Annotated in this window: 20 protein-coding genes; 5 read left to right on the top strand and 15 right to left on the bottom strand. The window is 60.4% G+C overall.

The window, feature by feature from the left end; translation table 11 throughout:
- Positions 1-36: 36 nt before the first annotated feature.
- From lipA to EKA13_RS16090, 12 genes are all read right to left on the bottom strand, one after another.
- Positions 37-1,071, bottom strand: coding sequence for a lipoyl synthase (lipA, locus tag EKA13_RS16145; RefSeq protein ID WP_065760358.1), 1,035 nt, complete (start codon positions 1,069-1,071; stop codon positions 37-39).
- A gap of 2 nt (positions 1,072-1,073) precedes the next feature.
- Positions 1,074-1,721: a lipoyl(octanoyl) transferase LipB gene (gene lipB, locus EKA13_RS16140; RefSeq protein WP_065760357.1), complete on the bottom strand. Its 648-nt coding sequence runs from the start codon at positions 1,719-1,721 to the stop codon at positions 1,074-1,076.
- On the bottom strand, positions 1,721-1,996 hold the full coding sequence (locus EKA13_RS16135; RefSeq protein ID WP_065760356.1) for a DUF493 domain-containing protein: 276 nt from the start codon (positions 1,994-1,996) through the stop codon (positions 1,721-1,723). Before EKA13_RS16135 ends, lipB begins: the two co-directional genes overlap by 1 nt.
- Before the next feature lie 76 nt (positions 1,997-2,072).
- Positions 2,073-3,233 (bottom strand): D-alanyl-D-alanine carboxypeptidase family protein, encoded by a 1,161-nt coding sequence (locus tag EKA13_RS16130; RefSeq protein WP_065760355.1) that lies wholly within the window; start codon positions 3,231-3,233, stop codon positions 2,073-2,075.
- A 168-nt stretch (positions 3,234-3,401) separates the two neighbouring features.
- A complete protein-coding gene (locus tag EKA13_RS16125; protein ID WP_065760354.1) occupies positions 3,402-4,388 on the bottom strand; it encodes a septal ring lytic transglycosylase RlpA family protein in 987 nt (328 codons plus the stop codon).
- Complete coding sequence (mltB, locus tag EKA13_RS16120) at positions 4,389-5,399, bottom strand: lytic murein transglycosylase B (RefSeq protein WP_065760353.1); 1,011 nt, start codon at positions 5,397-5,399, stop codon at positions 4,389-4,391.
- Between the two features lie 17 nt (positions 5,400-5,416).
- On the bottom strand, positions 5,417-6,520 hold the full coding sequence (rodA, locus tag EKA13_RS16115; protein WP_065760374.1) for a rod shape-determining protein RodA: 1,104 nt from the start codon (positions 6,518-6,520) through the stop codon (positions 5,417-5,419).
- A 38-nt stretch (positions 6,521-6,558) separates the two neighbouring features.
- Positions 6,559-8,448, bottom strand: coding sequence for a penicillin-binding protein 2 (gene mrdA / locus EKA13_RS16110; protein ID WP_065760352.1), 1,890 nt, complete (start codon positions 8,446-8,448; stop codon positions 6,559-6,561).
- A gap of 16 nt (positions 8,449-8,464) precedes the next feature.
- The gene (gene rlmH / locus EKA13_RS16105; protein ID WP_065760351.1) at positions 8,465-8,932 is read right to left on the bottom strand and encodes a 23S rRNA (pseudouridine(1915)-N(3))-methyltransferase RlmH; all 468 of its coding nucleotides are present in this window, start codon (positions 8,930-8,932) and stop codon (positions 8,465-8,467) included.
- Between the two features lie 9 nt (positions 8,933-8,941).
- Positions 8,942-9,361 (bottom strand): ribosome silencing factor, encoded by a 420-nt coding sequence (gene rsfS, locus EKA13_RS16100; RefSeq protein ID WP_065760350.1) that lies wholly within the window; start codon positions 9,359-9,361, stop codon positions 8,942-8,944.
- Between the two features lie 48 nt (positions 9,362-9,409).
- Complete coding sequence (gene nadD, locus EKA13_RS16095) at positions 9,410-10,096, bottom strand: nicotinate-nucleotide adenylyltransferase (RefSeq protein ID WP_065760349.1); 687 nt, start codon at positions 10,094-10,096, stop codon at positions 9,410-9,412.
- Position 10,097: 1 nt separating this feature from the next.
- Positions 10,098-11,369 carry a glutamate-5-semialdehyde dehydrogenase gene (locus EKA13_RS16090; protein ID WP_065760348.1) on the bottom strand — a complete coding sequence of 424 codons (1,272 nt, stop codon included), beginning with the start codon at positions 11,367-11,369 and terminating at the stop codon, positions 10,098-10,100.
- Positions 11,370-11,562: 193 nt separating this feature from the next.
- On the opposite strand from EKA13_RS16090, the gene EKA13_RS16085 reads away from it, so the two are divergent.
- Both EKA13_RS16085 and EKA13_RS16080 read left to right on the top strand, forming a co-directional pair.
- Positions 11,563-12,249, top strand: a complete 687-nt coding sequence (locus EKA13_RS16085; RefSeq protein ID WP_065760373.1) for a DNA-3-methyladenine glycosylase — start codon at positions 11,563-11,565, stop codon at positions 12,247-12,249.
- Positions 12,250-12,253: 4 nt separating this feature from the next.
- Entirely contained in the window at positions 12,254-13,570 is a 1,317-nt protein-coding gene (locus tag EKA13_RS16080) for a bifunctional DedA family/phosphatase PAP2 family protein (protein WP_065760347.1), read from the top strand.
- Positions 13,571-13,574: 4 nt separating this feature from the next.
- Here the strand turns inward: EKA13_RS16080 and EKA13_RS16075 are convergent, their stop codons facing one another.
- Genes EKA13_RS16075 through EKA13_RS16065 form a run of 3 tightly spaced genes read right to left on the bottom strand, consistent with a single transcriptional unit; the run spans position 13,575 to position 15,250 of the window.
- Positions 13,575-14,165, bottom strand: coding sequence for an LON peptidase substrate-binding domain-containing protein (locus EKA13_RS16075; protein WP_065760346.1), 591 nt, complete (start codon positions 14,163-14,165; stop codon positions 13,575-13,577).
- Between the two features lie 9 nt (positions 14,166-14,174).
- Entirely contained in the window at positions 14,175-14,885 is a 711-nt protein-coding gene (locus EKA13_RS16070; RefSeq protein WP_176717438.1) for an LrgB family protein, read from the bottom strand.
- A gap of 2 nt (positions 14,886-14,887) precedes the next feature.
- Positions 14,888-15,250 carry a CidA/LrgA family protein gene (locus EKA13_RS16065; protein ID WP_065760344.1) on the bottom strand — a complete coding sequence of 121 codons (363 nt, stop codon included), beginning with the start codon at positions 15,248-15,250 and terminating at the stop codon, positions 14,888-14,890.
- 169 nt (positions 15,251-15,419) lie between these two features.
- Between EKA13_RS16065 and EKA13_RS16060 the strand changes: the two genes are divergently transcribed.
- The 3 genes from EKA13_RS16060 (at position 15,420) to EKA13_RS16050 (ending at position 18,365) form a co-directional block, all read left to right on the top strand.
- A complete protein-coding gene (locus EKA13_RS16060; RefSeq protein WP_065760343.1) occupies positions 15,420-15,875 on the top strand; it encodes a MaoC family dehydratase in 456 nt (151 codons plus the stop codon).
- A 91-nt stretch (positions 15,876-15,966) separates the two neighbouring features.
- Positions 15,967-17,694, top strand: a complete 1,728-nt coding sequence (locus EKA13_RS16055; protein ID WP_065760342.1) for a C13 family peptidase — start codon at positions 15,967-15,969, stop codon at positions 17,692-17,694.
- A gap of 26 nt (positions 17,695-17,720) precedes the next feature.
- A complete protein-coding gene (locus EKA13_RS16050; protein WP_065760341.1) occupies positions 17,721-18,365 on the top strand; it encodes an oxidoreductase in 645 nt (214 codons plus the stop codon).
- The last annotated feature ends 92 nt before the right edge of the window (positions 18,366-18,457 follow it).

The following is an 18,457-nucleotide window of genomic DNA, read 5'->3' as shown; positions in this document are numbered from 1 at the left end:
TGAAGACGGGCGTCGGCATTTTTCGTTCATGTCGAATCAGAGCTTGATCTTGGCCTCATGAGCCTGCTGATCGGCATGGTAGGACGAACGCACCAGCGGGCCGGACGCAACGTTCTTGAAGCCCATCCGATAACCTTCCTCGGCGAACCAGGCGAAGGTATCCGGGTGAACAAAGCGCTGTACCGGCAGGTGGCTGCGCGACGGCTGCAGGTACTGGCCGAGGGTCAGCATGTCGATATCGTGCTCGCGCATGCGCTGCATGACCTCAATGACTTCCTCATCCGTCTCGCCCAGGCCGAGCATCAGGCCGGACTTGGTCGGAACGTGCGGTACCAGTTGCTTGAACTTTTGCAGCAGGTCCAGCGACCACTCGAAATCAGACCCCGGACGCGCAGCCTTGTACAGGCGCGGTACGGTTTCCAGGTTGTGGTTGAACACGTCTGGCGGCTCTTGCGCGGTGATGGCAAGGGCCACGTCCATACGACCACGGTAGTCCGGAACCAAGGTCTCCAACTGCACGCCTGGAGACAGCGCACGGATCTCGCGCAGGCAGTCGGCGAAGTGCTGAGCACCACCGTCACGCAGGTCGTCACGGTCCACCGAGGTGATGACCACGTACTTCAGGCGCAGGTCGGCGATGGCAACTGCCAGGTTCTTCGGCTCATCGACATCCAATGGTTTGGGGCGGCCATGACCCACGTCGCAGAACGGGCAACGGCGGGTGCAGATATCACCCATGATCATGAAGGTGGCGGTGCCCCCGGAGAAGCACTCACCCAGGTTCGGGCATGAGGCTTCTTCACACACGCTGTGCAGCTTGTGCTTGCGCAGCAGTTGCTTGATGCGGTCGACTTCCGGCGAAACCGGGATACGCACGCGGATCCAGTCAGGTTTCTTCGGCAGCTCTTCGGTAGGGATGATCTTCACCGGAATACGCGCAACCTTTTCGGCGCCACGCAGTTTTACACCGGCTTCAACTTTCGCCCGGGGGGCCGGCGCAGCCGACGCGTCCAGCGCAGCGGTCACGTTCGGCGCGCTGCTCTCCAGCGGTTCTTGCACAACAGTAGTCATAATCAGTCGATTCCGCCCGTAAGGGTCGTCTGCTCAGCATAGTCGAGGTGCTTGACCAGCTGCGCACGCAGCCTTGCCCTTACCTCGGAGAGTTCGATCGGGCCTGCCTGGTCGCGCAGCTGGGTCATTGCCAGCCCCGCATACCCACAGGGATTAATACGACGGAATGGCGCAAGGTCCATGTCCACGTTCAAGGCAAGGCCATGGAATGAACAGCCATTGCGAATTCGCAAGCCGAGGGAAGCGATCTTTGCTCCATCGACGTAGACACCCGGGGCGTCAGGCTTGGCGGCGGCTTCAACACCGTAGCTCGCCAACAGATCGATCAGGCAGCGCTCAATGCGGCTTACCAGATCTCGTACGCCGAAACCCAGCCGGCGCACATCCAGCAGCAGATACGCCACCAACTGGCCAGGACCATGGTAGGTCACCTGGCCTCCGCGATCGACCTGCACCACCGGAATATCACCCGGCAACAGCAAATGCTCAGCCTTGCCAGCCTGCCCCTGGGTGAACACCGGAGGGTGCTCAACCAGCCAGACCTCATCACCGGTCTGCGGCCCACGCGTGTCGGTAAACCGACGCATGGCCTGCCAGACAGGTTCATAAGGCAACAGGCCGAGTTCGCGAAAGCCCAGGCTTGCGGGCATCAAAGCACCATATGCACGATGCCAGTAGCACGCAGGGCGCTATTGATATCTCGCAGTTGATCTTCACCGGTCGCTTCGATGTGCAGTTGCACCGTGGTGTACTTGCCATTGCTGCTCTGGCGCTCGGCCAGTGTCTGCAGGTCGATCTTGGCATATTTGCTCAGGATCTCGATGACCGTGTCCTTGAAATTGACCACGGTATCGCCGATTACCTTGATCGGGTAATCGAGGCAGGGGAACTCAATAGTGTGCGACTTGACGTCAGGTACGCTCATGGCAGTAACGGCCTCGTAAGCCGTGGCAACAACAACGCCCTCACCTGAATATGGCGAGGGCGTGCAGGTCACGATATCAGTTGAACAACCCGTAGAAGAATAGCCGAATGCTATCCCACACACGACGGAAGAAACCACCCTCTTCCACGCCGTCCAAGGCAATCAGGTCGGCGCTATGCACCACATTGTCATCCAGTTTGACTTCCACTTTACCGATTACGTCACCTTTGGCGATAGGCGCAGTCAGCTGCGGGTTCATGGTCATGCTGGCAGCCAGCTTCTTCAATTGGCCTTTAGGCAAAGTCATGCTCAGGTCTTCGGCCAAACCGGCCTTGACCTGACTGGTGGCGCCCTTCCAGACCGGCGCCTGTGCCAACTCGGTACCCTTCTGGTAGAAGGTCTGGGTTTCGAAGAAACGGAAGCCGTAGGTCAGCAGCTTTTGCGTTTCGGCTGCACGAGCCTGTTCGCTGTTAGTGCCGAAGACCACCGCGATCAGGCGCATGCCGTCGCGTACAGCCGAGGATACCATGCAGTAGCCGGCTTCATCGGTATGGCCGGTTTTCAGGCCGTCGACGGTCTTGTCACGCCACAGCAGCAGGTTGCGGTTCGGCTGCTTGATGTTGTTCCAGAAGAACTCTTTCTGCGAGTAGATCGCATAGTGAGCCGGGTCTTCGTGGATGATCGCACGGGCCAGCAGGGCCATGTCGTGTGCCGACGAGTAATGCTCTGGGTTCGGCAGGCCGGTCGGGTTCATGAAGTGGCTGTTGCTCATGCCCAGATCGCCAGCTGTCTTGTTCATCATGTCGGCGAACGCATCTTCGCTGCCCGCGATGTGCTCGGCCAGCGCCACGCTGGCGTCGTTGCCCGACTGGATGATGATGCCGTGCAGCAGGTCGCTGACGCTGACCTGGGTACCCACCTTGATGAACATGCGCGAACCGCCGGTACGCCAGGCGTTTTCGCTGACAGTCACAGGATCGTTCTCGCCGATCTGCCCGCGACGGATATCCAGGGTCGCGATGTAGGCGGTCATCAGCTTGGTCAGGCTGGCCGGCGGCAGACGCTCGTCGCCATTGTTCTCAACCAGAATGTTGCCGCTTGAGGCTTCCATGAGCACGTAGGACTTGGCTGCCAGTTGTGGCGGCGACGGCATCATCTGCTCTGCCGCGAATGCGGCAGGGGTGATCATCAGCGGGACAAGCAGGCAAAGGCGTTTGGCAAAGGTGGTGATGTTCATCCGTCTCTCGAAATGGCTAATGGGCTCATGCCCGCAAGGGCAAAACGTTCCAGGCGCGTGGCCTGATGAGCAAAACAGGCATTGTACAGACTGTTTTGCCGCGCCGGTCGTTCGCACTTGAGCACACCGACCGGCGTATTTCACAACAGACTGATCAGGCCCCCTGAGTCAGTCTGCCGTGACAACTTTCGGCTGGCCCAGATTGGCCAGACGCACACTGTCCTGCATTTGTTGGGCTTCGCCCGGGTTGCTGATCGGCCCCATGCGAACCCGGTGCAGGGTCTGCTGATTGCGCACGATCGAACTGATGAACACCGGGGCGCTCACCATGGTGCTGAGCTTGGAACGCAGCAATTCGGCGGCATCCGGGTTGGCAAATGCGCCGACCTGCAAGTACATGCCAGCGCCGGCCGGGGCCGTGTTGCTGGCGACCTGAACCGGCACCACCGCCGCCGCATGCTGCTGCGGTGGTGGCGTCCACTGCTCGACCGTCCCGGTATTGCTCGACAGCGGCTGGGCCTGCGCTACCTGTGGCTGCTCCAGCACCAGCGGTGCAGGTCGGCCGCGCTGGGCCCACCACTGTTGCGGATCAATACCTTCAACACGCACACGCGCCGTGCCGGTCTCAGCGTAGCCAAGCTTTTTCGCTGCGGCATACGACAGGTCAATGATCCGGTCGGAGTAGAACGGGCCACGGTCGTTGACCCGCAAAATCACACTGCGGTTGTTGTCCAGGTTAGTCACCCGCACGTAGCTTGGCAGCGGCAAGGTCTTGTGCGCCGCGCTCATGCCATACAGGTCGTAGACCTCTCCGTTGGCGGTGTTCTGGCCATGAAACTTGGTGCCGTACCAAGAAGCGGTACCTTGGGCCACGTAGTTGCGCGACTCGCCCATCGGGTAGTAGGTCTTGCCCAGCACCGTATAGGGGTTGGCCTTGTACGGGCCGTTGTGCACCGTAGGCGTCGCATCGGGGATCTTCGAGACATCGACATCCCACCAGGGCGCGCCGTCCTTGTGGGCACGGTTGATGTCCAGGCCTGGCTGCGAGCGGATACCGCCCTGTTGTGGTGAACGACCGGTGGAACAACTGACCAGCACCAGCCCCAGGGCTGCCACACCGAGCAGTTGCAACGAAGTAGTGAGCGATACGCGCATTTATTTGGCGCCTCGTGCTTGAACCAGCAGGTCCGAAAGTTGATGTACCGCCATGGCGTACATCACGCTGCGGTTGTAGCGCGTGATCGCATAGAAGTTCTTGAGGCCCAGCCAATACTCAGGGCCGTTGTCGCCTTCAAGCCGAAAAGCGGTGACCGGCAGATCATCGCGCAGCACATCATGGCTTGACCAGCCCAGTGCCCGCAACTCCCCAACCGTTCGAACTGGCTCGATTCCAGGCGTCAGCCCTTCATCCACGCGTTCACCGCGGACCATGGCACGGCTGACCACACCCTCGCCGGCCACCCAACCGTGGCGCTTGAAATAACTGGCGACACTGCCAATGGCATCGTCCGGGTCGTTCCAGATATTGATATGGCCGTCGCCGTCAAAGTCCACCGCGTAAGCCCGAAAACTGCTCGGCATGAACTGCGGCAGCCCCATGGCGCCGGCGTAAGAACCCTTGAGGGTCAGCGGGTCGACCTGTTCTTCACGGGCCAGCAACAGGAACTCACGCAGTTCCTTGCGGAAAAACTCGGCACGCGGTGGATAGTCGAAGCCAAGCGTCGACAAGGCATCAATGACCCGATAGTTGCCTGTATTGCGTCCAAAGAAGGTTTCAACGCCAATGATCGCCACAATGACCTGGGCGGGAACACCGTACTCCTGCTCGGCACGGGCCAGAGCAGCCTCGTGCTGGCGCCAGAAATCCACGCCGCGGGCGATACGTGCATCGGTCAGGAACATCGGGCGATATTCCTTCCAGGGTTTTACCCGCTCAGCAGGTCGGGAAATGGCATCGAGAATCGACTGTTTGCGCTCGACCTCACGAAATATCCCGATCAACTGCTCACCAGCAAAACCGTAGTCACGGGTCATTTCGCCGACGAACTCGGCCACCTGAGGCGAGCCGTCATAGTCGCCAGCCACAGCCTGTTGCGCCGAGCCGAGCAGGCCGAAAAGGCCAACCCAAGGCGCGCAACGAGCCGCCCAGCCACGCATTGCTTGCATGAAATTCTTCACCTTATTCAAGCTTGTGCGATCCATTTACGGTGCGTATGAATCGACATTAAAACCCCAAACGCTGACAGCAGCGTCACCAACGAAGTTCCACCATAACTAATGAAGGGCAGCGGCACCCCCACCACGGGCAGCAAGCCGCTGACCATACCGATATTGACAAAAACATAGACGAAGAACGTCATGGTCAGGCTGCCCGCCAGCAGTTTGCCGAACAGCGTTTGCGCCTGGGCAGTAATCACCAGGCCGCGTCCGATCAACAACATGTAAATCAGCAACAGCGCGCAGATCCCTACCAACCCGAACTCCTCACCCATGACAGCGATAATGAAGTCCGTATGGCTTTCCGGAAGAAAGTCCAGGTGCGACTGCGTGCCCAGCAGCCAGCCCTTGCCGAACACACCGCCCGATCCAATGGCTGCCTTGGACTGGATAATGTTCCAGCCTGTGCCTAACGGATCGCTTTCCGGGTCGAGAAAGGTCAGCACGCGCTGCTTCTGGTAGTCGTGCATGACGAAGAACCACATCGCCACCGCCACAGGCACAGCAGCGGCGACCACACTGATGATCCAGCGCCACTTCAGCCCGCCCATGAACAGCACGAAGGCACCCGAGGCCAGAATCAGCAGTGCGGTACCCAGGTCCGGTTGACGGACGATCAAGATGAACGGCACGCCGATCATCACCAGACTGATCACCACATGCTTCAAGTGTGGCGGCAGCGTGCGCTTGGCCAGGTACCAGGCAATGGTGGCAGGCATGATGATCTTCATGAATTCCGAAGGCTGGAAGCGAATCACGCCCGGGATGTTGATCCAGCGCGTTGCGCCCATGGCGTTGTGCCCCATGACATCCACCACGACCAGCAAGATCACACCGAAGACGTAGGCCAGTGGTACCCAGCGCGCCATGAACCGCGGCTCGAACTGCGCGATGATGAACATCGAGACCAGGCCAATACCGAATGAACTGGCCTGCTTGAGCAACAGGTCCCAGTTCTTCCCGCTGGCCGAATACAGCACGAACAGGCTGCCTGCAGCCAAGGTCAACAAGAGAACGAGCAACGGGCCATCAACGTGGATACGCTGGAGGAACGTCGCCCGACGGCGCATGACGTCCTCACTGGAAAGCATGCGATCGAAATTGCTTTTCACTGGGCAGGTTCCTGAGCGACAGAAGGTGTGACGTACTCCGGTTTGAGCCGCCCATGTTCATCAAGCAGCCAGGCATCCATGACCTGCCGCACAACTGGCGCGGCAACGCCCGAGCCAGACTCGCCGTTCTCGACCATCACCGATACGACAATCTTCGGATCGTCAGCCGGTGCAAAGCCGACAAACAGTGCGTGGTCACGGTGGCGTTCCTGCAACTTGTTACGGTCGTACTTCTCGCCCTGCTTGATCGCCACCACCTGAGCCGTACCACTCTTGCCCGCAATCCGGTATTGGGCACCAATCGAGGCCTTGCGCGCAGTACCCCGTGCACCTTGCATCACCTGCTCCATGCCGTGGGTGACCTTGTTCCAGTCGGACTTGTCACGCAACACGATGTCTTCCATCGGGTTCTCATCCACCGGCGGCTGACCTTCGATGGTCTTGGCCAGGTGCGGACGGTTCCACTTGCCCTTGTTGGCAATCAACGCAGTGGCCTGAGCCAACTGCAACGGCGTCGCCTGCATGTAGCCCTGGCCAATACCAAGAATCAGCGTTTCACCCGGGAACCAGGCCTGACGACGGGTCGCCCGCTTCCACTCACGAGACGGCATCAACCCAGGCGACTCTTCGAACATGTCCAACGCCACTTTTTGGCCAATACCAAAGCGGTTCATGTAGTTGGCCAACCGGTCGATGCCCATCTTGTGCGCCAGGTCGTAAAAGTAGGTGTCGTTGGAGCGCATGATTGCCGTGTCCAGGTCGACCCAGCCATCGCCGGTACGGTTCCAGTTACGGTACTTGTGGTCGTAGTTGGGCAACTGGTAGTAGCCAGGGTCAAACACCCGCGTGCCGGCGGTCACCACCCCCGTGTCGAGACCAGCAATCGCCACAGCCGGCTTGATCGTCGAGCCCGGCGGATAAAGACCACGCAGTACACGGTTGAACAGTGGCCGATCAATGGAATCACGCAACTCGGCATAGGCCTTGAAACTGATGCCGGTCACGAACAGGTTCGGGTCGAAGCTCGGCTGGCTAACCATCGCCAACACCTCGCCGGTACGAGGATCAAGGGCCACAATGGCACCTCGGCGCCCGCCCAGCGCTGCTTCTGCGGCCTCCTGCAGCTTGATGTCGAGGCTTAGAACGATATCTTTGCCCGGCACCGGGTCAGTGCGCTTGAGTACACGCAGTACACGGCCACGGGCATTGGTCTCGACTTCCTCGTAACCCACCTGACCATGCAATTCCGGTTCATAGAATCGTTCGATACCGGTTTTGCCAATGTGGTGTGTACCGCTGTAGTTGACCGGGTCGAGGGTCTTGAGTTCTTTCTCGTTGATCCGCCCGACGTAACCCACCGAATGAGCAAAATGCGGCCCTTGCGGATAGTGCCGGACCAACTGCGCAACCACTTCGACACCCGGCAGGCGGAACTGATTCACCGCAATGCGGGCAATCTGCTCCTCCGTCAGCTCGAACAGGATGGGCACCGGCTCGAAAGGACGACGCCCTTGCTTCATGCGTTTTTCAAACAACGCACGGTCATCGGGGGTCAGTTGCAGCACTTCGACGATTACATCGAGCACCTGACGCCAGTCGCCAGCCCGCTCACGGGTCATGCTCAAGCTGAAGCTTGGGCGGTTATCGGCGACGATCACCCCATTACGGTCGAAGATCAGCCCACGGGTCGGCGGAATCGGCTGTACATGCACCCGATTGTTTTCCGACAGCGTGGAGTGATAGTCGTACTGAATGACCTGCAGGTAGTAGAGGCGAACAATCAGCACGCACACCAGCAAGACGACCGCCACCGCACCGACCACGACGCGGCTACGCACCAGACGGGCGTCTTTCTCGTGATCCTTGAGGCGAATCGGCTGCGACATTACGGAGGCTTACGGCTTATTTGTGGTAAGGGTGCCCGGACAGAACCGTCCAGGCGCGATACAGCTGTTCGCCGATGAGTATCCGTACAAGCGGGTGCGGCAGGGTCAAGGGTGACAGCGACCAACGCTGTTCACTGCGTGCACAGACTTCCGGCGCCAGCCCCTCGGGGCCACCGACCATGAAGTTGACCGTACGCGAATCCAGCCGCCAGCGGTCCAGCTCGACCGCCAGCTGTTCGGTGCTCCAGGGCTTGCCATGGACCTCCAGCGTGACGATACGTTCCCCCGGCTGGACTTTGGCCAGCATGGCTTCGCCCTCCTGACGGATCAGGCGGGCGACATCGGCATTCTTGCCTCGGGTATTGAGTGGAATTTCCACCAGCTCCAGCGACAGCTCAGAAGGTAGACGCTTGGCATATTCATGCCAGCCGTCTTCAACCCACTTGGGCATGCGCGAGCCAACCGCGATCAGACGCAGACGCACGACGCTTCCTTATTCCTTGTCGCGGAGCTTGTCGAAGTGCTCGTGCGAATGCTCCGGCGAGTGGTGCTTGCCGTCGGCAGCACGGCTCTGCTCAGCGCCCTGCCACAGACGTTCCAGGTCATAGAACTGACGTGCAGCGGCGGTCATCATGTGAACGATGACATCACCCAGGTCCAGCAGAACCCAATCGCTTTCGCCCTTGCCTTCTTCGCCCAGCGGCTGAGCGCCGTGCTTCTTGACGTTCTCGCGAACCTTTTCCAGCATCGCGTTGATCTGACGGTTGGAGGTACCGGTAGCGATGATCATGTAGTCGGTGAGGCTGTGCTTGTCACGCACGTCGATCACCAGGATGTCCTGGGCCTTGACGTCAGCCAGTGCCGCTTGGGTCAGTTCGACCAGTGTTTCGGCGTTGATTGCTTGGTTCTTCATATAAAACTCATTCAGCTCGTAAGTAGGGGCCGCCTCGCGGCGTGCCCTTCAGTTCGGCGTACGGTACAAGCCGTGCGCCTCGATATAGGCCAGTACTGCGTCTGGAACCAGAAAACGCACCGACTTGCCATTGGCCAGCAGCTGTCGGATTTGCGTGGCGGAAACCGCCAGCGGCGTTTGCCAGACGAATGCAATTTGCCCGGCAGGCCCAACCAGGGCCTGTGGATCGCTGACCGAGCGTGCGGCCAGCAGGTTGCGCAACGCATCCGGCGGCTCAACGTCGGCATCCGGGCGTTGCAGCACCAGGATGTGGCAGTGTTTCAGCAACTCATCCCAACGGTGCCAACTGGGCAAGCCACAAAAGGCATCCCAACCCAACAACAGGAACAACTGGTCTTCAGCAGCCAGCTCGGCCCGCATCAGCTCCAGCGTTTCAATGGTGTACGACGGTCTATCACGGGACAACTCCCGGGCATCGACTGTCAGCAACGGCACGCCACGCACCGCCTGTTCGACCATTGCCAAACGGTCGAGCGCCGACACCTGCGGGGTATCGCGGTGCGGCGGTCGAGCATTGGGCATCAGCCGCAACTCATCGAGCCCCAGCACTTCGGCAACCTCCAGCGCACTGCGCAGGTGACCGATATGCACGGGGTCGAAGGTTCCGCCGAGCACGCCAATGCGCCGCTGGGGCGGCACGCTGACAGCAGCGGCGAGTGGGGCATGCTCAACCAAGTCAGAGCGACTCCTGGCCGCGTAACTGGCCGTCGCCGATCACAACATATTTCTCGCAGGTCAACCCTTCCAGGCCAACCGGACCACGGGCATGCAGCTTGTCGGTGGAAATACCGATCTCGGCGCCCAGGCCGTACTCGAACCCGTCGGCAAAGCAGGTCGGGGTATTGAGCATGACCGACGCCGAGTCGACCTCGGCAATAAAACGCCGGGCCAGGCCCTGATGCTCGGTCACGATGGAATCGGTATGGTGCGAGCCGTAGTGGTTGATATGTTCAATAGCCTGATCCAGGCCATCGACCACTCGGATCGACAGAATCGCATCCAGGTACTCAGTGTGCCAGTCTTCTTCCGTGGCAGGCAGCGCCTCGATGTACTGACGGGTACGTTCGCAACCACGCAACTCAACGCCTTTTTCCCTGAACAGGGTCGCCATTGCCGGCAGGAACTCCGCCGCAACACGCTGATCGACCAGCAGGGTTTCCATCGCGCCGCAGATGCCATAGCGGTAGGTCTTGGCATTGAAGGCAATACGCCGGGCCTTTTCCAGATCAGCATGCTCGGCCACATACACGTGGCAGATGCCGTCCAGGTGCTTGATCACCGGTACGCGGGCTTCGCGACTGACCCGCTCGATCAGGCCCTTGCCGCCACGGGGCACGATCACGTCGACATACTCCGGCATGCTGATCAGCGCGCCGACCGCCGCACGGTCAGTGACCTCGACCACTTGCACCACCGCCGCAGGCAGGCCGGCTTCAGCCAGGCCACGCTGGATGCAGGCGGCAATCGCGCGATTGGAATGAATGGCCTCCGAGCCGCCACGCAAGATGGTGGCGTTGCCGGACTTCAGGCACAGGCTCGCAGCATCGATGGTCACGTTAGGCCGCGACTCATAGATGATCCCGACGACACCCAGCGGCACACGCATCTTGCCCACCTGAATGCCCGAAGGGCGGTAGCTCATGTCGCGAATCGCCCCGACCGGGTCTGGCAGGCTGGCGACCTGACGCAAGCCGACGATCATGCTGTCGATACGTGCTGGCGTCAGCGCCAGGCGCTCGAGCATGGCCGGCTCAAGGCCATTGGCACGGCCAGCAGCCAGGTCCTGCTCGTTGGCAGCGGACAGTTCGGCGCGGGCAGCGTCCAGCGCATTGGCAGCAGCCTGCAGCGCGCGGTTCTTCTGCGCAGTGCTGGCACGGCCAATGACGCGGGCCGCCTCACGGGCAGCGCGACCCAGGCGGGTCATGTAGTCAAGAACGGACTCAGTCATGGGGCTCAGTGTCTTGGCGAAGGGGAAATCGGCTGATTATAACTGTCATGCAGGTGAACGCCCAGCAGTGGCTGGCGGATGGTCGAAATCAACCGCCCAAAACGGCCCTGACGATAGGCGCGACCCTTGTACACGCCGGCTCTGCGGACGATAAATTGCTATGATCGGCGCCAGCTTCCAACGATGATCGATGATGCCTACGCCGAACGCTTGCCGGCCACTGCCCGATACATTTTTTGACCGTGATGCGCAAACCCTGGCCAAAGCCTTGCTCGGCAAGGTCATCCGTCACCGACAGGGTCCCTACTGGCTCTCGGCGCGCATCATCGAAACCGAAGCCTACTACTGCGCCGAAAAAGGCAGCCACGCCTCGCTGGGCTACACAGAAAAGCGCAAAGCCCTGTTTCTCGAGGGTGGACACATCTATATGTACTACGCCCGCGGTGGCGACTCGCTGAACTTCAGCGCCCAAGGCCCCGGTAATGCTGTGCTGATCAAATCCGGCTACCCATGGCTAGACGCCTGTTCCGATGCCGACAGCCTGGCGCAAATGCAAGCGAACAATCCTGATACCCGCGGCCAGCCACGCCAACCTGAACGCCTTTGCGCCGGGCAAACCCTGCTGTGCAAGGCACTGGGGCTAAAGGTGCCCGAGTGGGACGCCCAACGCTTTGACCCCGAGCGACTGTTTGTCGACGACTGCAGCATTATTGTGAAACACATTATTCAGACCACTCGCCTGGGCATACCCCGCGGCCGCGATGAGCATCTGCTGTATCGTTTCGTTGATGCCGAATTCGCCCGTTACTGCACCCGCAACCCGTTGCGCCGAGGGCAGGTCGAGGGGCAAGACTACTTTTTACTGACACAAGGAATTTGAACCTATGGGCGCATGGCTCGACAGCCTGACCGGCTGGCTGACCACCCACCCGCAGTGGCTTGGCCTGGCGATTTTTGTGGTGGCCTGTATCGAGTGCCTGGCGATTGCCGGGATCATCGTCCCTGGCACCGTGCTGCTGTTCGCTATCGCCGTACTGGCAGGCAGCGGCGCCCTGTCGCTGGGCGAAACGCTGTTACTGGGCTATTTGGGCGGCCTGCTCGGCGATGCCATCTCCTATACCCTGGGCCGGCACTTCCACCAGAACATCCGGCGCCTGCCATTACTGCGCACACACCCGCAATGGATCGGCAGCGCTGAAACCTACTTCCAACGCTATGGTATCGCCAGCCTGCTGGTCGGGCGTTTTATCGGCCCGCTACGCCCAATGCTGCCGATGGTGGCGGGCATGTTCGACATGCCGATTCCGCGCTTTATCATGGTCAGCCTGGTTTCTGGTGCTGGCTGGGCTATCGCCTACCTGCTGCCGGGCTGGGCGACGGGTGCAGCCATGCGCCTGCCATTGCCGGACGGTTTCTGGCCGCAGGCCGGTGTCGTGGCGGGTGGCATGGCGGTACTGATTGCACTGAGCATCAGTGGCAGCCTGCGCAGCCAACGACGCGGTACCCGGCTGATGGCCGGGCTGAGCCTGTTGGCGCTGATTGCGCTGTTTTTCGGCTGGCCGCACCTGACACAGTTGGATCAAGGCTTGATGGCCGTCATTCAGGAAAACCGCAGCCAAGCGATCGATGATATAGCCGTCATGGTCACACGGCTGGGAGACTTCCGAACACAGCTAATCGCAGGAGGCCTGCTGACCGCGCTCCTGCTACTGGCCCGGCAATGGCGACACGCCCTTTTTGCCGCGACCACCCTGATTGGCACCGCACTGCTCAACGGTACCCTGAAGTGGTTATTCGCCCGCACCCGCCCGGACGTGCTGACCGACCCTTTGGGCACTTACAGCATGCCCAGCGGGCATAGTTCTGCGTCGTTTGCGTTCTTTCTGGTGCTTGCGGTGCTGGCCGGGCGCGAACAACCACCACGCATGCGTCTGACCTGGGTCATGCTGGGCTGCCTGCCGGCCCTGGCCATCGCCTGCTCACGCGTTTACCTGGGCGCACATTGGCCCACCGACATCCTCGCTGGGGCACTGCTGGCCTGTTTTGTATGCGCGAGCAGCCTGACACTGATTCAGGACCGCGCACCACTGAACGCCCTGCCACGACGCGCATGGTGGCTGATCCTTCCAGCCTGTACGGCACTGCTCGCCTTTTTTACCCTGCATGCATTGCCACAAGCCCTGGCGCGCTACCAGTACTGAATGGTCAGGCGAACAGCTCACCCTGTAAACGATCAAGCAGTGCCTGGATAGCATCCAGGCGCTGTTGGGGCGCATCAATGGCCAGCAGGTCGAGCTTGTCTTCCTCGACAAACGGCAGCAGGTAGGCCAATTGATTCGCCAACGCCTGCTGCCCGAGAATGGCTCTCGGCATGTTCAGCGCCTCGACCATCGGATGTTCGGCCAACGCAACGAGCAACGCTCGCAGGTCTTCGTCCTGATCACGCAACGGGCGATCCGGCTGTTCGGCCAGCCACTGCACCTGCGCCAACAGCAACTGATCCTTCTGCACCTCGGCCTGGGTCACGCGAAAACGTCGTGTGCCTTCGACACGAATACCGAGCAGGCCGTTGTCCTGCTGCTGAAAATCGCGAATCAGCGCCTCGCAGCCGATCGAGGCATAGCCCTGCGCAGCCCTACCGACTTCGGCACCGTCCAGAATACAGACCACACCGAAACCACCGCCCTGCTTCATGCAACGGCCAATCATGTCCAGGTAGCGCGCCTCAAAGATCTGCAGATCCAGATAGCAGCCGGGAAACAGCACCGTATTCAGCGGAAACAGCGGTAACGTCATGGCAACTCCTCACGCGACCAGGCTGACCGCCAACGGCAGGAAGACCGCCGTGGCAACGCCCATCAGGCTCATGGCCAGGGCCGCAAAGGCCCCGCACTCCTCACTTTCCTGCAACGCCACTGAAGTACCGACCGCGTGTGCCGTCAAGCCCAGCGCCATGCCACGAGCCTCTGGGCTATGAACACCACAACGGGACAAGAGCGCCGGACCAAAAATGGCCCCAATCACCCCAGTGATCAATACGAACACGGCCGCCAATGGCGCAACGCCGCCAATCTGCTCGGCCACCAACATGGCAATCGGCGAGGTCACCGACTTCGGCGCCAGGGTCATCAGAATCATGTGCTCGGCGCCAAACCACCACCCCAACAGCAGGCAGGCGCCAGTCGCCACCACGCCTCCGATTACCAGCGTAGTAAACGTCGGCCAAAACAGCTGGCGAATACGCCGCAGATTCAGGTACAGCGGCACCGCCAGCGCGACGGTCGCAGGCCCGAGAAGAATATTGAGAATTTCGGTACTTTTACGGTATTCGCTGTAGGTCAAGCCACACAGCAGCAGTACGCTGATGACGACCAGCATCGACATCAACACGGGCTGCAGAAAGATCCAGCGCGTCTTCTCATAGGCGGCAAGCACCAGTTGATAGGCCCCCAGCGTGATACCGATACCGAACAAAGGGTGATGAATGACCGCCTCGACGGCGCCGTGCCAATCCAGGTTCATGGCCGCTCCTCATCTCGCGCCTGACGGGCGATGAGCTTCTGCATCAAGACACCTGCGAAGACGATGGAAATGAGTAGCGAAAGCACCAATGCACCGGCAATCGCCCAGAAATCCGCCGCGATATCGGCGGCATAAACCATCACCCCTACTGCCGGCGGCACCAGCAACAATGGCAGATAGCGCAGCAGGCTGCTGGCGGCTTCGCTCAGTGGCGCACCGACCTCACCTCGGACGATCAGGTACGTCAGCAGGAGCAAGAGCCCGATAATTGGCCCCGGCAGTATCGACAGGAACAAGTGATTAATCGCTGTCCCCAACAACTGAAACAACACCAGCCACGTCAAACCACGCAACAGCATAGAAATCTCCCTCAGGCCCGCCGGCCATTATAAGCACCCTACTGGTGTGCCTATACCGAGATATTCGTTCAAGTCATGCTGACTTGACCGGCCCCCTCCGACGTGCTGATCTTAAACGCTTGAACCTACCGTAGTCATAAGAAAACCAACGACAACCAGGAGAGTCTCGATGCCCTATGTACCCGTTACAGCGCTCAAAGACTATGTTGGCAAGGAACTGGGACGTTCCGCATGGCTGAAGATCGACCAAGAACGCATCAACCTGTTCGCCGAAGCCACCGGCGACTTTCAGTTCATCCACGTTGACCCCGAGAAGGCAGCAAAAACGCCATTCGGTACGACCATTGCTCACGGCTTTCTGACCCTGTCACTGATCCCTACGCTGATGCTGGACATTCTGGTGTTGCCTGAAGGCTTGAAAATGGTGGTCAACTACGGCCTGGACAGCGTCCGCTTTATCCAGCCGGTAAAGGTCAACAGCCAGGTAAGGCTCAAGGTTGATCTCACCGAAGCCACCGAAAAGAAACCAGGGCAGTGGTTGCTGAAGGCTACCGCCACCCTGGAAATCGAAGGTGAAGAAAAACCTGCGTACATCGCCGAACCGCTGTCACTCTGCTTCGTATGACGAAACATGGCCGGTAGAAACACGCCGGCGCGGCTGTTTCCACCGGCGCATTCTGCGGCATACTCGGCGGCTAACCCACCCGGACCCCGTTATGCGCCCACTTGCCCCACTCGCCCTGACCCTGCTGCTCACCGCCTGCGGTGACGGCGAACCACTTTCGCCGCCCGATGCCCGCCTGCCCGACGGTGGTCGCTATCGCGGAGAGGTGGTGAATGGCCTGTTGCAGGGCAGTGGACGCATAGACTACCCCAATGGCAGCTGGTACGCCGGAGGCTTCCTGAACGGCCAATGGCACGGCCAGGGTGAATGGCACGGCAGCAACGGCGAAGTCTATGTTGGCCAGTTTGAGCAAGGCCTGTTCCATGGCCAGGGCCGACTGAAGACGGCAGACAGTAGCTACCAAGGTGGCTTCAAGCTTGGTCGTCGTGAAGGTGAAGGCACGCTCAAAGAGGCCGGCCAGGCCTATCGAGGCCAGTTCAAAGCCGACCAGTACAGCGGCGCCGGTCACCTGGAGCTGGAAGACGGCAGTCAGTACCAAGGACTGTTCGCCCATGGCAAACCCAACGGCGAAGGGGTGCGCAGCGATGCAAGCGGCAACCAGTTCAGCGGGCGTTTCGTCAACGGCCAACTGGAGGGCAGCGGCACCTTCAACAGCGTCGATGGTGATCAGTACATCGGTGAGTTCCGCGACAACCGCCTGGAAGGCCGGGGCCGCTACGAAAACGCCGACGGCGATGTCTGGATCGGCCAGTTTGAAGACGGCTCGCTCAGCGGTAAAGGTGAGCTGTTCGCCACCGACGGCAGCCACTACAAAGGCGATTTCCGCGACTGGCACTTTTCCGGTTACGGTCGCCTGCAACTGGCAGACGGTAGCGTTTATGTGGGTGGCTTCGAGAACGACACGTATCAAGGCAAAGGCCTGCTGACCCTGCCAAACGGCCAGGTCGAGAGCGGACACTGGATCAACGGCCAACGGGTTCGTGACGATCAGGGGCGACCACTGTCCGACCCACTGGAACTGGCACTGCTCAACCAAGGCAAGCTGCTCGAACAAGCCCTCGACAACGTGCCGCGCTCCACCGCCGAGGTAGAACTCTACAGCCTGGTCCTGGCCGGCGACGGCAAACAGAGCGTGTTCCTGCGGGAGGCCGACTACGTCAGCAGCATGCTCAAGAGCCGATTTGGTGCCGTTGGCCAAATCACCCTGGCCAATCACCGCGATCATTTGACCGACCGCACGATGGCCACCCGGGAAAACCTGACCCGTGCCGCGCGCACCCTCGCCGAACGCACCGGCCCGGAAGACCTGGTATTCATCTACCTGACCAGCCACGGCAGCCAGACTCACGAACTGGTGCTCGATCAGCCGCGCCTGCAACTGGCAGACCTGCCGGCCGGCGAACTGGCCACAGCGCTTGCGCCCCTGAAAGGGCGAGACAAAATTGTTGTCATCTCTGCGTGTTACTCAGGTGGCTTTATCGACTCCCTCAAGGACGACAAGACCCTGATCATGACCGCCGCGCGCTCGGACAGAGTGTCTTTCGGCTGCTCCGAAGAGGCCGACTTCACCTACTTCGGCGATGCCCTGTTTGCCCAGGCACTGAACCAGACCGACGACCTGCAAAACGCCTTCGAACTGGCCCGCACCCAAGTAGCCTTGCGTGAACACAACGAAGACTTCGACGCCTCGGAACCGCAGATCTGGGCCCCCAAAGGCGTCCTTGCGCACTGGCAGCGTTTGCGTCAGCAGCAGGCCCGCAAAGCCCTCCAGAGTGACGAAAAAACAACTGAACAAGCAAAGAGCGCCCGGAGCCACTAAGCTGACTGTATCAAGGGAGAGACATCATGTACTTGACGCCTCAGCACATCCTGCTTGCCGGAGCCACCGGACTGACCGGTGAACATTTACTGGATCGGCTGCTCAGCGAACCCACCGTCAGCCGCGTTCTTGCCCCTACCCGTCGACCACTGGCCAAACACCCACATCTAGAGAACCCGGTGGGTGACCCTGCGGTTTTTCTGCCCCAACTCAGCGGCCGTGTCGATATCGCCTTCTGCTGCCTGGGCACCACCATCAAACAGGCAGGCTCAGAAACGGCATTCCGCGCGGTCGACCTGGACATGGTTGTTGCTTTCAGCAAGCGCGCCCGCGAAATGGGCGCACGCCACTTGCTGGTGGTGAGCGCACTCGGCGCAGACCCAAAATCGTCGGTGTTCTACAACCGGGTAAAAGGGGAAATGGAAGAAGCGCTGAAAGCACAAGACTGGCCGCAACTCACCATCGCGCGGCCGTCCCTGCTGCTCGGCGAACGCATCGAACCACGCACCGCTGAGCGCTTGGCAGCGCCGCTGGCACGACTGCTGCCGGGCAAGTACCACGGGATTGAAGCCTGTGAACTGGCGCGGGCATTGTGGCGCCTGGCGCTGGAAGAGCAGGATGGCATTCGCGTGGTGGAGTCCGACGAACTGCGCAGGCTGGGCAAGAAGTAAGCCCTGCCCGGCCATCGCCAGCACGGCGGCGATGGCCGGTTACAAACCGCCTGTGGCCTGAAAGCTGACACCCAGCACGGTCAACAACGACA

The sequence above is a fragment of the Pseudomonas defluvii genome (assembly GCF_001695625.1).
GTDB lineage: Bacteria > Pseudomonadota > Gammaproteobacteria > Pseudomonadales > Pseudomonadaceae > Aquipseudomonas > Aquipseudomonas defluvii.
The sequence above is the reverse complement of the archived record's forward strand: the minus strand, read 5'-3'. Positions and strand labels throughout refer to the sequence as shown.